Source organism: Fervidobacterium pennivorans DSM 9078 (assembly GCF_000235405.2).
GTDB classification, from domain to species: Bacteria; Thermotogota; Thermotogae; order Thermotogales; family Fervidobacteriaceae; genus Fervidobacterium; species Fervidobacterium pennivorans.
Genome location: NC_017095.1, coordinates 153,788 through 168,950 on the forward strand (window position 1 = coordinate 153,788; position 15,163 = coordinate 168,950).

At 39.8% G+C, this 15,163-nt stretch carries 16 protein-coding genes and 1 pseudogene; 6 read left to right on the forward strand and 11 right to left on the reverse strand.

The window, feature by feature from the left end:
* The first annotated feature begins 33 nt into the window (after window positions 1–33).
* On the forward strand, window positions 34–1,458 hold the full coding sequence (gndA, locus tag FERPE_RS00680) for an NADP-dependent phosphogluconate dehydrogenase (RefSeq protein ID WP_014450764.1): 1,425 nt from the start codon (window positions 34–36) through the stop codon (window positions 1,456–1,458).
* A gap of 276 nt (window positions 1,459–1,734) precedes the next feature.
* On the opposite strand, the gene FERPE_RS00685 is transcribed toward gndA, so the two are convergent.
* Window positions 1,735–2,316, reverse strand: a complete 582-nt coding sequence (locus tag FERPE_RS00685; RefSeq protein WP_211204748.1) for a glycosyltransferase family protein — start codon at window positions 2,314–2,316, stop codon at window positions 1,735–1,737.
* Between the two features lie 9 nt (window positions 2,317–2,325).
* Here FERPE_RS00685 and FERPE_RS00690 point away from each other — a divergent pair.
* Window positions 2,326–2,979: pseudogene (locus FERPE_RS00690) on the forward strand (UDP-N-acetyl glucosamine 2-epimerase); the annotation flags it as partial.
* A 47-nt stretch (window positions 2,980–3,026) separates the two neighbouring features.
* On the opposite strand, the gene FERPE_RS00695 reads toward FERPE_RS00690, so the two are convergent.
* From FERPE_RS00695 to FERPE_RS00705, 4 genes are all read right to left on the reverse strand, one after another.
* Window positions 3,027–3,980: an LCP family protein gene (locus tag FERPE_RS00695; protein ID WP_014450765.1), complete on the reverse strand. Its 954-nt coding sequence runs from the start codon at window positions 3,978–3,980 to the stop codon at window positions 3,027–3,029.
* 27 nt (window positions 3,981–4,007) lie between these two features.
* Window positions 4,008–5,018, reverse strand: a complete 1,011-nt coding sequence (locus tag FERPE_RS00700) for a glycosyltransferase family 2 protein (RefSeq protein ID WP_014450766.1) — start codon at window positions 5,016–5,018, stop codon at window positions 4,008–4,010.
* A gap of 205 nt (window positions 5,019–5,223) precedes the next feature.
* A complete protein-coding gene (locus FERPE_RS10775; RefSeq protein ID WP_280985150.1) occupies window positions 5,224–5,346 on the reverse strand; it encodes a hypothetical protein in 123 nt (40 codons plus the stop codon).
* A gap of 60 nt (window positions 5,347–5,406) precedes the next feature.
* Window positions 5,407–5,703 (reverse strand): nucleotidyltransferase family protein, encoded by a 297-nt coding sequence (locus tag FERPE_RS00705; protein ID WP_014450768.1) that lies wholly within the window; start codon window positions 5,701–5,703, stop codon window positions 5,407–5,409.
* A gap of 170 nt (window positions 5,704–5,873) precedes the next feature.
* Here FERPE_RS00705 and FERPE_RS00710 point away from each other — a divergent pair, with 170 nt between their 5' ends.
* From FERPE_RS00710 to FERPE_RS00725, 4 genes are read left to right on the forward strand one after another with little or no spacing between them, the layout of a single operon-like run.
* Window positions 5,874–6,497 carry an HAD family hydrolase gene (locus FERPE_RS00710; protein WP_014450769.1) on the forward strand — a complete coding sequence of 208 codons (624 nt, stop codon included), beginning with the start codon at window positions 5,874–5,876 and terminating at the stop codon, window positions 6,495–6,497.
* A gap of 31 nt (window positions 6,498–6,528) precedes the next feature.
* Window positions 6,529–7,593: a mannose-1-phosphate guanylyltransferase gene (locus FERPE_RS00715; RefSeq protein WP_014450770.1), complete on the forward strand. Its 1,065-nt coding sequence runs from the start codon at window positions 6,529–6,531 to the stop codon at window positions 7,591–7,593.
* Window positions 7,594–7,625: 32 nt separating this feature from the next.
* Window positions 7,626–8,543, forward strand: coding sequence for an acetamidase/formamidase family protein (locus FERPE_RS00720; RefSeq protein WP_014450771.1), 918 nt, complete (start codon window positions 7,626–7,628; stop codon window positions 8,541–8,543).
* 15 nt (window positions 8,544–8,558) lie between these two features.
* Entirely contained in the window at window positions 8,559–9,314 is a 756-nt protein-coding gene (locus tag FERPE_RS00725) for an N-acetyltransferase (RefSeq protein WP_041262749.1), read from the forward strand.
* On the opposite strand, the gene rbsK is transcribed toward FERPE_RS00725, so the two are convergent.
* From rbsK to rbsD, 6 genes are all read right to left on the reverse strand, one after another.
* Window positions 9,302–10,219 (reverse strand): ribokinase, encoded by a 918-nt coding sequence (rbsK, locus tag FERPE_RS00730; RefSeq protein WP_014450773.1) that lies wholly within the window; start codon window positions 10,217–10,219, stop codon window positions 9,302–9,304. The two genes, FERPE_RS00725 and rbsK, sit on opposite strands and share 13 nt — an antisense overlap.
* Window positions 10,216–11,214: a LacI family DNA-binding transcriptional regulator gene (locus FERPE_RS00735; protein ID WP_014450774.1), complete on the reverse strand. Its 999-nt coding sequence runs from the start codon at window positions 11,212–11,214 to the stop codon at window positions 10,216–10,218. The genes rbsK and FERPE_RS00735 overlap by 4 nt, the downstream gene beginning before the upstream one ends.
* Window positions 11,215–11,283: 69 nt before the next feature.
* Window positions 11,284–12,156 carry a D-ribose ABC transporter substrate-binding protein gene (locus FERPE_RS00740; RefSeq protein WP_014450775.1) on the reverse strand — a complete coding sequence of 291 codons (873 nt, stop codon included), beginning with the start codon at window positions 12,154–12,156 and terminating at the stop codon, window positions 11,284–11,286.
* Between the two features lie 23 nt (window positions 12,157–12,179).
* The gene (locus FERPE_RS00745) at window positions 12,180–13,109 is read right to left on the reverse strand and encodes an ABC transporter permease (RefSeq protein WP_014450776.1); all 930 of its coding nucleotides are present in this window, start codon (window positions 13,107–13,109) and stop codon (window positions 12,180–12,182) included.
* Complete coding sequence (locus tag FERPE_RS00750; RefSeq protein ID WP_014450777.1) at window positions 13,109–14,587, reverse strand: sugar ABC transporter ATP-binding protein; 1,479 nt, start codon at window positions 14,585–14,587, stop codon at window positions 13,109–13,111. Before FERPE_RS00750 ends, FERPE_RS00745 begins: the two co-directional genes overlap by 1 nt.
* On the reverse strand, window positions 14,588–14,974 hold the full coding sequence (rbsD, locus tag FERPE_RS00755; protein WP_014450778.1) for a D-ribose pyranase: 387 nt from the start codon (window positions 14,972–14,974) through the stop codon (window positions 14,588–14,590).
* Window positions 14,975–15,163 lie beyond the last annotated feature (189 nt).

The window sequence follows — 15,163 nt, forward strand, 5'->3', positions numbered from 1 at the left end:
AAATTCTTTAAAATGATTTAGAGGGTGATAGATGTGGACGGAAAGAGTGACGTTGGAATAATTGGGCTTGGTACCATGGGTAAGAATTTATCACTCAATTTTGCACAGAAAGGTTTACGTGTTAGTGTTTACGACAAAGAATACGGAGTAACTAAGCAGTTCTTATCAAGCATTCCTTTCTCCTATAGCATTCGAGGCTTCCAAGGTATCGATGCTCTTGTTGAATCTCTCAGTAGACCAAGGGTGATTATCTTACTCATCACGGCTGGGAATCCGGTAGATGAGGTCATTAATTCGCTTATTCCATTTCTGGAAGTAGGAGATATAGTAATAGACTCCGGAAATTCGCACTTTAAAGACACCGAAAGACGCTATAGGTTCCTCGCTGAAAAAGGCTTCCGCTTTTTAGGGATGGGCATTTCCGGTGGTTCTGAAGGAGCTTTAAAAGGGCCCTCTCTGATGCCCGGTGGGGATTATCAAGCGTATAAACAGGTCGAAGAAATGCTGAAGAAAATCGCAGCTAAGAGTAGATATGGTGAGTGTGTGAATTACATGGGTGAGCGCTCAGCAGGGCACTTTGTTAAAATGGTGCACAATGGCATTGAATATGGGATAATAGCTGGCATCTCTGAAGTTTATCAAGTAATGCGTGAAGTCTTATTGCTACGAACAGATGAAATCGCAACTATTTTTGAAGAATGGAACGAGTTGCTGTTTGATTCATTTCTGCTCAGGGTTGCAAGTATCGTCTTGAGACAGGTCGACGAACTTACAGGTGCTCCTTTTATAGATGTGATCCTTGACGTTGCAGAGCAGAAGGGGACAGGTCTGTGGTTTACTCAAACTGCGTTAGAGCTAGGAATTCCTGCAATCACGATAGCAGCTTCAGTGAACAGCAGAATGATTTCAGTGTTCAAAGAACTTAGAATGAGGATTTCTAAGAACTCTCAAATAAAGAGGCGTTCACTGGAACAGGAAAGTTTAGGTTTAGACTTGATAAGTTTACTCAAGGATGCCCTTATGTTTGTTAACTACATTGCTTTTAGTGAGGGACTGTGGTTGTTAACGCGAGCCTCGAATGAATTTGGCTACAACGTCCAGTTAGATAATGTGTTAAAAGTTTGGAGAAAAGGAAGTATCCTCGAGTCAAGTTTCATAGATTACTTACTGTTGGAAGATCTTGGAGGTTTGGGATGCTTAATTGAGAAAGAGAATATCATAAAGAATTTGAACCTTTTGTACGAAAATGTTATCCAGGTTAGCAGTATAGCCAAAAGATACAATATCCCAATTCCTGTTATTGATTCCGCTATTAATTTCTATCTCTCTATTGTTTCTGAAAAGCTGCCTGCAAATCTTGTTCAGGCGATAAGGGATTGGTTTGGTTATCATGGGTTTTACAGGGTCGATAAGCCGAATCAAGTATTCCACTTTGAAAAAGGAGAAGCTGATAGCTAAACACATAACTTCAAGAAATTCACGGCTGCCCTTCCTTAAGGATAAAATAGTTTCTTACGTCTCGTATCTGGTCTTTCACTCTTAAATCAGGGAGTGGAAGACTTTTTGTTTTCGTTTAAAAAGAGTCAAAAGTCAAATTTGTGAAACCGTTGCTATGGATTTAATGATTATTTTCATCAAATTGACTTTGATTCGGACAGATAAGAACTCTGCTAACACAACTACCATTGGAACTTTTATAATAACTAAGATATATGGATAGAAAACATTTTTAGATTATGCCTTTTTGACAAGTCCAACAAGTGAACCTGTCCCGTACGATATGTGCAAAATTAGGAATGAAGTTAACGTATAGAAAAATATGCTATTGTCGTTGTGTTTGGTGCTTACAGATGCTGAGAATATGGTAACCATTGCTAAGTAAAGTGAAAGAGAAACCAAGCCAAGTAGTTTAAAGAAAGTTGGGATGACCGGAATTGAGAGGGTTACAGCCAAAATGAGTAGATAAATGACAAAAAACAAAGGAATTAAGTGCCTTAGCTTGTATGCTTTTTTCACGTACTTTCGGCTGTGGGTAACCCAAAATCCGTTTGAAAAGTTGTTTTGCCAAAGTCCTTTGAATGTGTCTCTGGCAAAGTAGTACGCTCTTGCTTGCGGAACAAGCATGATTTTATATCCTGCATCTTTGAGCCTTATGTTGAATTCTATATCCTGATTTCTTATCAATCTTTTATCGAACAGTCCGACCTTTTCAAAGATTTCTTTTTTGTAAATTCCATAAGCTACCGTGTCGACGTATTCATTCTTCTGAGCGCCTGTTCTGTACTTTGCGCCACCAACTCCGAATGGATGTTTCAATACCTCAGCGTGCTCACAGATAGAGTTTCTAAGTACCTGTTCTGTCCGACTAAACTGGCTGTTGAGAATTTGAAAAAAGAAGGTATAGAGCAAGGAGTTTATTTTGTCGGAGATGTGATGTACGATTTGTTTTTGATGATGGAGCCTATGTTTAAATACGATGTGTTCGAACTTCTTGGTCTTGAGGAAGAAAATTATATTGTTATGACCCTCCACAGAGATTTTAATGTGGATAACAAAGAAAAGTTTGAAAAGATTTTGAGCGAAGTCTCAAAAGTTGCGGAGAAGATAAAGGTTGTTTTCCCAGTTCATCCAAGAACACGTAAAAGAATTTCTGAATTCGGGTTGGATAGGTATTTGAAAAACATTATTGTAATCGAACCGATTGATTATTTAAACTTAATGGGCTTGGTGGAGAAATCTTGGAAGGTTATTACCGACAGTGGTGGGTTACAGAAAGAGGCGTATTTTGCAGGTAAACGGGCTGTTGTTGTAATGCCGGATACAAGCTGGCGAGAGCTTGTTGAGAGTGAGTGGAACATCTTAGCAGATGGTGAAGGGATTTACGATGCGGTGTTTTCTTCTCAAGAAAGGCCATATCCAACAGGGCTGTATGGAAATGGCGATGCAGGGAAGAGGATGGTTGAGATTTTAACTAAGTAATATGAATTAAACTTAACAAATAGCTGCCATATAGGCAGCTATTGTTTTTATCTTTCCAAGAACTCATGCAGTGCTTGTTTGTTTTTTTCTATATCAGTAATGAATATCCACTGTTTTATTCCATCAATTGTTGCATACCCTTCTCTATACGAACCAGAGACGGGAAGTCTGGTGTGCTCGAGCGTGTATTTTGAGTAGTTTTTCGTGGCAAGAGAAACAATTTCGTTACGTGTTAAGTTTGTTTCTATATATGGGAGCACCATATCAATTATGCGCAATTTTGTTCCAAGTGATGCATTTTTCACTTTTTCAAAAACTTTTTCGAAGACTCTCTGCTGTCGCTGGACTCTTTCGTAATCACCATTGCCTACATATCTTATTCTTGCATACGCGAGAGCTTGCCTGCCATTGAGACGTTGCAAGCCAGGATATTTTACTTCCGGCACATCTCCGCCTATCAGGTTTCTTACTTCCCTCATGTTTATGTTAATATGTTCCACTTCGTAGTCTTTGACATCTATCTCAACCCCACCAACAGCATCAATTATTTTTTCAAAACCGCGGAAGTCTACAGTTACGTATTTTGTTAGAGCAAGTTCAAAGTTTGTATTCAGTGTTGAAAGTGCAAGCTTTGGACCTCCTAGTTCATAGGCGCTGTTAATCTTTCGTTTACCGTAACCAGGAACATCAACGTAAAGGTCCCTCATTATCGAGGCAAGTTTTATCTTTTGCATAGAATGGTCAATAAGAAGAATCATAATCGTATCGCTTCGGGAGCTTTCACCTTCGTGGCGTGCATCTAAACCAAACAATGCAACTGCAAACTTCGAGGAGTTTGCAGTTGTAGATTGGTTATTATAGGCATTTACGTCCTCTAGACTGAATTCTGTGGTGAAAAGAATCTTCGAAAGCTTTGTCTCAAAGTATAGCCAGACAATCAAGCCTGTAATCGCTACCGTTAGTAAAATTGCAAGCAAAGGCTTTAAGAAAGCTGATACCAAGTTCTGTCCTCCATCTTTTATAGATTATTACATTACTTTTCTGAATAATCCAAAAATTGAACCTATTCCGTATGATGTGTGCAAAGTTAGGAACGTAATCAATGAGTAGAAAAATAGTTTGAAGTTTCTGTGTTTGTGGGCTATCTTCAATGAGAATGTTGTAACAAGTGTCAGATAAAGCAAAAAGGGTATTACACAGAGCAATTTAAGAAATGTTGGAATTATAGGGATGAACCATGTTATTAAGAGAGTAAGTAAATACACCACAAAAAACAAAGGTATCAAATGGCGCAATCTGTAGGCTCTTTTCACATATTTTGAACTGTGTGTCACCCAAAATCCGTTTGAGTAGTTGTTTTCCCAAAGTTTTTTGAATGTGTCTCTTGCATAGTAATATGATTTTGCCTGAGGAACGAGCACAATCTTATAGCCTGCGCGTTTTAAACGTAAGTTGAATTCGATATCTTGGTTTCTTATCAGCCGTTCGTCAAATAGTCCTATGTTTTCGAAAATTTCTTTTTTGTATATTCCATACGCAACGGTATCGACATACTCGTTGTCTTCTACACCTGTTCTATACTTTGCCCCACCAATACCGAATGGATGCTTTAATACTTCACTTATTGCTATCGCTTTTGGATTATGAGCTCTTGGGAGTGTTTCCATTAATCCTCCAGCAACATCACAGAGGTTTGACTCGATGGCTTCAACGCAGGCAGATATATAGTTCTCTGAGTAAGTTGCATGCCCACTTGCTATCATTATATACTTCCCAGAAGCGTTTTGTATACCGATGTTCAAGCCAGCAGGTGTGTGCTTTTTAGGATTTTGGAGTATCTTTATTTTTGTGGGATATTTTGAGACATATTCTTCGAGAATTTTCTTTGTATTGTCAGTGCTCATACCATCTACCACGATGATTTCGATGGCCTTGTAATCGTTGTTGAGTAAGCTTTCGAGTGTTTTTGAAATGGTCTTTTCTTCGTTGTAAACAGGGATAATTATCGAGATTTTGTTTTGAGAATTGATATCAAACATGTGAATTCCTCCATATGTTTTTTTAGAATTGTTCCATTTGAAAGTATATCGCATTTGATTGTGTTTTCAACTACAAAAGGAGGTAAACGGCAAGAATAAGTGAGAAGGTAGCAAATGTAGTGCAGTCAAAACTAGGGGATTGCGTTGCTGGGTTGTTTGAAGGATGTATGGTGGAATTTTAAGAAGACACTGGTGGTTTTCGATTTTAATTAGATGGGAAACAATCGTCTCGAATTTCGGCAATTTTTCCTTCGACGAATCTCTTAATGCGCTGAATCTCATCCAAAATGTTTTGTAAGAATAATTTAACGTCCCGTTTTTTAGACATATTTTGCTTCCTCCAAAATCAAAAAATCCCATCCTGGAATTGTTTGTGGAGAACAGTTTTTTAGACATATTTTGCTTCCTCCAAAATGTATGGTTTTAGTCGCGGTTTTATAGCAGATTTGATAACAAGGTCGACGGTTTTTCCGAAAAGTTCTTCAAGGTAGAATTTTAGGTCCATGTAGTTATCGAATGTTTTATAGCCTTCTTTAAATTGAACCAAAATGTCGATGTCACTCTCTTCGTTCTCCTCACCTCTCGCGTACGAGCCAAAGAGTGCAATTTCTTCTACGCCAAAATTTTGGACAAGGTATTGTTTTTGTTCAGTCAGTATTTTGAGAATATCTTCTTGCCTTTTCATATACACCACCACCGAGCAGAGTATTCAAAAATTATTATACCATACCCCCGCATTTAATGAGAGGCAATATATTTACATCAGGCATAGAAACTTTTATCCAATCCAGTTAACGATTTCATATATCAATGGTAAAATCTACAATGAGAGACAAATAGATAAGGGGTGGTTAGATGGTTGAGAGTAAAGAGATAGATACTTTAGTTTTTGACCTTGGCAGAGTATTAATACACTGGGACCCGTATGGGTATATGGTTGAGGAGTTTGGCGAAGAGATTGCTAAGCGACTGGCTGAGAGAGTCTTCAGTGTCCCGGAATGGAATTTGATGGACAAAGGTGATATATCCGAGTCACAGCTTTGGAAGATGATGGAGGAAAGATACCCGGAAGATGCACGGTACATTCACCATATGAAGAATGTGGTATTGAATTTGCTTAAGCCGATAGAGGAGAACACAAGGTTGTTGCCTATTCTGAAGACTCATGGGCATCGCCTGTGTGTGCTTTCGAATTTCAGCTACAAGGCATTTGAGTATGTGTACAATACGTTCGATTTTTTCAAGTATTTCGATTGCATGGTCATCTCAAGCCATGTTAAAAAGATAAAGCCCAATGAAGATATTTTCTATGAATTAATGGAACGTTGCGGTGTGAAACCATCAAGTTCTTTGTTTATTGACGATAGGGCGGATAATATTGAAACAGCGAAGAGATTGGGTTTCTATGTTATTCATCTTGTTGAACATTGGAAGTTGAAAGAAGCGTTGGAGAAGATGCTTGGAATTAAGTTTGAATAAGAGACTAGGAGTGTTCAGGAGGAGAGATAGTATGGCTGAAACTAAGGACTTTGCATTAATTATGGCTGGTGGAAAAGGTGAACGATTTTGGCCACTTTCAACAGATGAAAGACCAAAACAGTTTTTGAATTTGTTCAGTGACAAGACGATGATACAGCTCACCGTTGAAAGACTTGAGGGACTTGTTCCGATTAATCATACGTTTGTTGTTACAGGCAAGCAGTATGTAGAAATCACAAGTGAACAGTTGGCAGGGTTGCCAAGGGAGAATATAATTGTTGAGCCGATGGGGAGAAATACAGCACCAGCAATCGCATTATCGGCTTTCTATATCAAAAAACATTTTGGCAGTGCTAACCTTGTGGTTCTACCAGCGGATCATCTTGTAAAGGACGTTGAAGGGTTTAGGAAGGCTTTGAAGAGTGCTTTGGATTTTATCAAGAAAAATAAAGATGCCGTCGTTACTCTTGGAATAAAGCCAGATAGACCTGAGACAGGATATGGGTATATTAAATTCGTGAGGGAGAATGAAGATGTTAAATACAACGAAACGGTATTGAGAGTTCAAAGATTTGTTGAAAAGCCAGCATATGAGGTAGCACTCAAATACTTAGAAGAGGGCAATTACCTGTGGAATGCTGGGATATTCATTTGGAATGTTGATACGATAATCGAGACAACAAGAAAATTTCTACCAAAGACTTACGAAATTCTCAATAAGTTATTTGAATTGCCTGAGAATTCATACGAGCAGGCTTTGAAAGAACTCTATCCACAGGTTGATAATATCTCCGTTGACTATGGGATAATGGAGCATTACGATAGGATTTATGTTATCCCTTCGGCATTTGGGTGGGACGATGTGGGAAGTTGGACAAGTGTTGAAAGGCACAGTGAGAAAGACGAGATGGGAAATGTGTTGGCGAGTAATGTGTATTATTTCAAGAGTAAGGGAAATATAGTCAAAACGAACAAGAAGACGATTCTGAACGATGTTGAGGATTTGATAGTGATTGAGACGGATGAGTATATAGTGATTTCGAGTAAGAAATCGGCGCAGGGGATTAAGGATATAAAGAAGGAAGTAGGTAAGTAAGGTTGAAAAAATGGGGGAAGGGGGTGAGTTTGATGGGACACAAGTATTTTGTTTCTTCAAAGAATAAAGTTTTTGCGTTTAGTAGTGATATGAAGCCTGCTTTGGTTATCGAAAATGGAGATGAAGTTGTCTTTGAAACGATGGATTGTTTTTCAAACCAGATAAGGACAGCAGAAGATAGGTTGGAGCATCTCAATTGGTCGGAAGTTAACCCTGCAACGGGTCCTGTTTTCTTGGAAGGAGCGAAGCCTGGGGATGCATTGGTAGTTAAGATACTCGATGTCGAAGTTGCAAATCAAGGTGTTATGATTGCTGGAAAAGGACTCGGACCTCTTGGAGAAAAGTTTGAAAGTTTTTATACAAAGATTGTGAAAATAGAAAACGGTTGTGCGATTTTTAATAATTTGGAATTGCCTATTGACCCAATGATAGGTGTGATTGGAGTAGCACCGAAAGAAGGAAGTGTAAATTGTGGTACTCCAGGACCCCATGGAGGGAATTTGGATACAAGGTGTATAAAGAAAGGGACAAAGGTGATTTTGCCGGTTTTTGTCGAAGGTGGTCTGCTTGCTTTGGGTGATTTACACGCGCTCATGGGGGATGGGGAAGTTTGTGGAACGGGGATAGAAGTTGCTGGGAAGGTTACGGCAAGAATTTTTGTCAAAAAGGGCTTGGAGCTCAGGAATCCGATGGTAATTTCTGAAGGTAGTTTGTTAACTTTAGCTTCTGCAAGAACATTGGATGAAGCGATGAAATCAGCCGTGAGTGATATGGCGGAGTTTGTACTAAGATATGCTAACATTAGCCTTGAAGAATTGACGATGTTGTTTAGCATCGTTGGACATGCTGAGATTTCACAAGTTGTAGACCCACTTGTAACGGTAAGGTTTAGGATGCCACTGGATGTTCTTGAAAAGTTGGGGTTTCCGAAAGATACTATTGGATATTAGAACGGAAAAGGAGGAATGAAAATGATTTCTGAAACTGCAAAGATAGGTATTAATGTGAGACTTGGTGAAAATGTTGTTATCGAAGATAATGTTGTGATTGGTGATAATGTTGTGATTGGTCACAATGTTGTTATCAGGAAAGACACGGTGATTGGTGAAGGGTGCGTTATAGGTGATAACACGGTGCTTGGAAAAAAGCCGTTTAAAGCTTCAGCATCTGCGACGACTGATGAGAAAGAGCTTCCTCCACTTGTGCTTGGGAAATACGTAACGATTGGTGCAAATTGTGTGATTTACAGAGGAGCAGTTTTGCATGATTTTGTGTTCGTTGGAGACCTTGCAAGTATACGAGAGGACGTGGAGATTGGGGAATATACAATAGTTGGTAGGGGAGTAGCAGTTGAGAATAAAACAAAGATAGGAAAGTATGTGAAGATAGAAACAAATGCTTATATTACTGCTATATCGACAATAGAAGATTATTGTTTCATAGCCCCGAATGTGACGTTTACAAACGACAATTTCTTGGGACGAACTGAGGAAAGGAAAAAGTATTTTAAAGGACCAACTTTGAAAAAAGGTGCACGTATCGGTGCTAGTTCGACGATACTTCCTGGAATAGTGATTGCCGAAGACACGCTCATTGCTGCCGGTTCGGTCGTCACGAAAGACACAAACCCAAGAAAGATTTACATGGGCGTTCCTGCAAGAGAATATAAAGATGTACCTCCAGAACAGTTGTTGGAGAATCAATTGTATTACAAAGGCTGAATACCTTTTAAAAACTCTTCAACTTCAATCCTTTTGGGAATTGATGGCTGAGCACCTTTTCTTGTAACAGAGATAGCCGCACATATATTGGCGTATCTTATAGCCTCGGCTAAGTCTTTACCTTCACTCAAGGCTACTGCAAGAGCTCCATTAAAGACATCGCCAGCTGCTGTTGTGTCGACAGCTGTGACTTTTATTGTTGGAATGTTGAAGAGTCTGTTGGAATCTACATACGTTGCTCCCTTATCCCCCAGTTTAACTATCATAGCCTTCAAACCTAATTTGTTGAATTTTTCGAAAGAATCTTCTATTGAAACAAAATTGTCAAAAAACGTTTTGCTAAGTGCGTTAAGTTCTTCCTCATTTGGTGTAAGAAAGTCGACATATCTAAAAATCTCGGGCCTGATATCTTGAGCTGGTGCGGGGTCAAAAATAACTATTTTGCTTGCTTCTTTAAACATAGCACAAGCGTAGAGTGTTGTTTCGAAAGGTATCTCGTTCTGTACAAGTAAGATATTAGCTTTGAGCAGCTCCTCTTTCGAATCTAATACCATTTCTTGAGTTAAACAAGCATTCGCACCTGGATAGATTATTATTCTATTCTCTCCCGAGAGGCAAACTTCGATAAAAGCCATACCTGTCGAGATACCACTGACAACTCTGTATCCGTGAATATTCTCGCGTTCGTAGTTTTCAGTCAATATTTTTCCGTATTGATCATCACCTACGGCGGTGAGAAAATACACGGGTTTCTCAGATAGGCGGGCAATAGCAACTGCTTGGTTGGCTCCTTTTCCACCAGGAAAATACTCAAGTTTAGTTATTCTCTGAGTCTCTCCGGGATTTGTGAAATGTTCCACTGTGAGCACGATATCTATGTTTGAGCTTCCAACGATAGCAATCATATTTTTGTCCTCCTTGTTGATTCTCGGACTACAAGTTCCGGATCTAGGATAATTCCTTCGGCTGTTGATAACTGCTCTTTTATCATAAGTAATAAGAGTTCGGAAGCTTTTTGACCCATCTCGTACATCGGCTGGCGTACAGTTGTTAAGGCGGGTTTATAGTGCTTGCTGAAGGGTATATCATCGAAACCTGTTACACTAATTTGTTCAGGGACATGTATCCCTTTCTCTTCCAAAGCGTCTATAACTCCAAAGGCTATCAAGTCATTTCCACACAGAATTGCGTCGAATTCTAATATATCATCGAACTGCGAAGCAAAGTTGTAACCTGCTCTATATGAAAATCCTGTGAAATAGTGTTCATGTTTGTATTTACCTGATTTCATTCTTTCCATAAACGCTACGTGACGTTGTTTTGCGCTGAAGGTATTCTTATCACCGTTGACAAACAAAAAGCTCTCGTGACCGTTTTCAATAAGATGGTCGAGCAGTAAGTTTATACCTTTTTTGTTGTCAACGATAACGTAAGAGGAGTTAACACCCCGTATGATTCTGTCCAAGAAGACAACTTTTAGTCCCTGCTCAATTTTACGGAGTAATTTTGGATTAGAGTCTCCAGAACCTGTGAACAGTAATCCATCTATGTGTTTGGAGAGAAGGACATCGAGTAGGTGGTTTTCTTCGTTTTTGTCTTGATCGGAGCTTCCGAAAATAAGAGTGTAGCCGTGTTTTCTTAAATAATCTTCTGCACCACGAACGATGTGTGCAAAGAATGGGTTTGTTATGTCTGGAAGTATGAAACCAATAGTTTTTGTTGCGCCATTCCTCAAACTCCGAGCTATACTACTGGGAGAGTACCCCAGTTCTTGTACGGCTTTGATAACTTTTTCCGTTAATTCCTTTGAGACTGGTGCGGAGCCTGTTAAAACTCTCGATACTGTCGAGATAGAAACTCCTGAGAGTTTAGCAACATCTTTGATACTTACTTTTTTCATGCCGTTCCTCCTTTTGAAATGCCCAGGGGATTACCCCCTGGGTGACAGAATATTGCTCATGTTTATATTTTACTTCCCTTTTGTCACAAGCTCAAGTTCCACTGGAATAAATATTGTCTTTTGCTTTAAGTATTCGTATGCTTTTTGAACAGCGAGCTGACCCATGAGGTAAGGTTGCTGTGCCACTGTAGCTGCCATTTCGCCTTTTTTCACTGCTTCGAGAGCATCTGGAATTGCATCGAAACCTACCACCATTATCTTTCCAAGTTTCTTGGCAGCTCTAATAGCTTCAATTGCACCAAGTGCCATCTCATCGTTCTGCGCAAAAACGGCGTCAATATCAGGGTATGCCTGAAGGATATTCTCCATGACTCTCATACCTTCTGCTCTATTGAAATTTGCGACTTGTTCTGCAACAAGCTGGATCCCTGGGTATTTTTTGAGCTCGGTTTTAAACCCAAGTCCGCGGTCACGAGCAGCTGAAGTTCCTGGAATTCCAACAAGCATGACAACCTTTCCTTTGCCTTTGAGTTGTTCTGCTATGAATCTTGCTGCCATGGCTCCACCTGCCACATTGTCAGACGCTATGTGAACTACAACTTGTCCACCAGCTGCAGCGCGGTCAACCGTGATAACAGGAATCTTTGCTTTGTTCGCAGCTTCAATTGCCGGCACTATTGCGGCACTGTCTGTTGGGTTAATTATTATTAGGTCAACTTTTTTCTGAATCAAGTCCTCAATGTCGTTGAGTTGTTTTGCCGGCTTGTCTTGTGCATCAACAACAAGTAAAGTTATTCCGAGTTCTTTTGCAGCTGCAAGAGCTCCATCTCTAAGTGTTACAAAGAACGGGTTGTTAAGTGTTGACAACGAGAGACCTACCCTGAAGCTGAAAGCTGAGACTACCAAAAGCAACACCGCAAGAACCACCACTAACCTTTTCATACCGTTCACCTCCCAAAAGTGTGTTACCCTTCACGTTCGATCAACACAGCCGTCAAAATAACGATGCCTTTGACTGCATCTTGGTAAAATGGGGAAACATTTAGTATGTTCATGCCGTTGTTTAATATACCCATAATGAGAGCACCGAAAAAGGTGCCCAGTACCGTTCCTTTGCCGCCCGATAAGCTTGCTCCACCTAGAACAACCGCGGCGATGGCATCAAGCTCGTATCCAACACCGAAAGTTGGTTGTGCACTGTTCAACCTTGAAGTGAGAATTACTGCGCTTACTGCTGTCAGTATGCCACTTAGAACGTAAAAACTGATTTTGTAAAGATCCACTTTCACACCACTTAACCTAGAGGCCAGTTCGTTACCACCAATTGAGTACGCGTAGAGTCCGAACTTTGTGAAGCGAGTTAGATAGCTCATGAGAGCGAGTAAGGAAAACATTATTATTACGGGAACGGGAATACCCAAAACATCGCCGGCACCGATAAAACGGAAAGACGAAGGGAACCCTGTAATCGGCATTCCTTCCATATATGCAAGGGTTAAACTCCTAGCAATAGCCATAGTAGCGAGTGTCACAATAAAAGGTTGGAGTTTTCCCTTCGCTATGAGTAAACCGTTGAAGAACCCAAAAGCCGCCCCCACCAAAAGAGCAGCCAAAATGCCAACGAATATCGAGTTACTTTTTGCAATGATTGAAGCAAGAACGGCAGCAGATAGTGCAAAGACAGAGCCGACTGACAGATCGATTCCTCCGGAAATTATCACAACCGTCATGCCAAAAGCGATAATTGCCTGCATAGAGACTTGTCGAAGAACGTTAACGAAATTCGACAACGTAAAAAATCTGTCTGATAAAAGACTGAAGAGTATTACGACACCTAAAAGTCCTACTATAGCAGGATACTCTCTAACCTTAGCAAGCAATCTTTTCGAGTTCATTAGTCGTCAACCCCCGTTGCAAGTTTTAAAATCTTTTCCTCTGACAATTCGTGACGTTCGAGTATACCCATTGAGCGACCTCGGTGCATGACAAGGACCCTGTCGCACAAACCGAGTATTTCTGGAAGTTCTGAAGAGATAAATATAACTCCGACACCTTCATTGGCAAGCTTGTTCACGATGTTATAAACCTCAACTTTTGTTGCAACGTCGATACCTCTTGTTGGTTCGACCAGCATTACTAACTGAGGAGTTTTTCTGAGAACTTTGGCCAAAACAACCTTTTGTTGATTACCACCTGATAGCGTTTTGACCTTCTGGAACATGCTGCTAACTTTAATAGAATATTTCCTAATCTCTTCAAAAGCCATAGCCTTGGCTTTTTTCCATGAAATGTGTAGACCCTTTGAGACTTCATCGGCATTTTGAAGAACGATATTTCTCATGAGATCTAGTTCGAGCACTAACCCCATCTTTTTCCTGTCTTCCGGGACCAATGCGATCCCGTGCTTAAGCATATTTTTTGACGGTTCAAGCTCAGTATTATTCAGTACCATTCTTGACCAGGTCGCTGGTAAGTTTCCGAAAATCCCCAACGCGATTTCAGATTTTCCGGATCCAACAAGCCCTGCTATACCGAATATCTCTCCCTTTCGAACTTCGAAAGTTACGTTTTTTACAAAATTGCTTACCGAAAGATTCTCCACTATAAATATAGTTTCATTCTTAGGTTGATTGAACTTGGGATACATTTCCTCGATTTTCCTACCAACCATCATCCTTATAAGTTCTTCTCTGCTAACTTCGTTTATACGCTTGGTCCCAATGAGTTCGCCATCTCTAAGGACTGTAACTCGGTCTGCTATTTGATAAATCTCTTCCAGCCTGTGGGATATGAATATTACCGAAACGCCTTTGTTTTTTAGGTTTTTGATGATTTCAAATAGTCTTTCAGCCTCGTATTCAGTGATTGTTGCAGTTGGTTCATCCATTATTATTATGCGAGCGTTTAAAAACAGAGCTTTTGCAATAGATACCAGCTGTTTTTCGGATGTATTAAGATTCTTGACTTTTTCGTCTGGTCTTATATTGAATTTCAGGCTCTCGAGAAGATTTTTGATAACTTCGAACGCTTTTCTTTTAGAGAATCGAAACCCTTTGACGTTTCCAACAAAAATATTCTCTGCAACGGTTAATTCCTCAAAAAGGTTCAGTTCCTGGTGTATTGTGGAGATGCCGTTGGAAATAGCTTCGGTCGGATCTTTGAAGTTAACTTTGTTACCGAGGTAGTAAATTTCCCCACTATCTGCTTTATGAACACCGCTTATTATCTTTATAAGCGTACTTTTACCAGCACCATTCTCACCGACAAGCGCAAGAACTTCTTTTTCGTAAAGGTCTAGGCTGACATTTTTCAGTGCTTGCGCCCCAGGAAATGATTTACTGATATTCTTTACTTCAAGTACCTTTTCAGGCATTTAGAAGATCACCCCAGCCACAAGTATTGCGTTGGAATAAGGTGTTGTATCCCCTGTTCGAATAACCGCTTTACACTTTTTCGCCAACTCTTTCAACTCCTCATGTGAGATCTTTTTAAGCTCAGCTGATGGCAATTTTTTTTGAATCTCATCAATAAAAATTTCTGATGACTCGGTAGCAATAATGCATTGCTCAACTTCTAGTTCCTTAAGAACAACCTCAAGAACATCTGAAAACCTTGGTTTTCCGTAGTCTAAAACTATATCTATCTTCTCAACGGCATCAGGAATTGGAAACCCCAAATCCACAATTGCTAACATGTCTTTATGACCCATCGAGGCAACAACTTTTGCGATCTGTGAGTTGAAAATGCCCTGCTTTTTCAACTTATCCACCTCCTTCGTTAAGATGAGAAAATGAATCACTACGTTTATGCTGAAACGTTTACTCTTTTGAAAACGTTTTCGAAAACGTTTTCAGATAAATCATACCACGAACATAGATTCTTACCAAATGTAGAAAGAGCAAGAAAAAAATCCTATGAAGAAGAAATGATAAGAGTTCCGACTATTAAT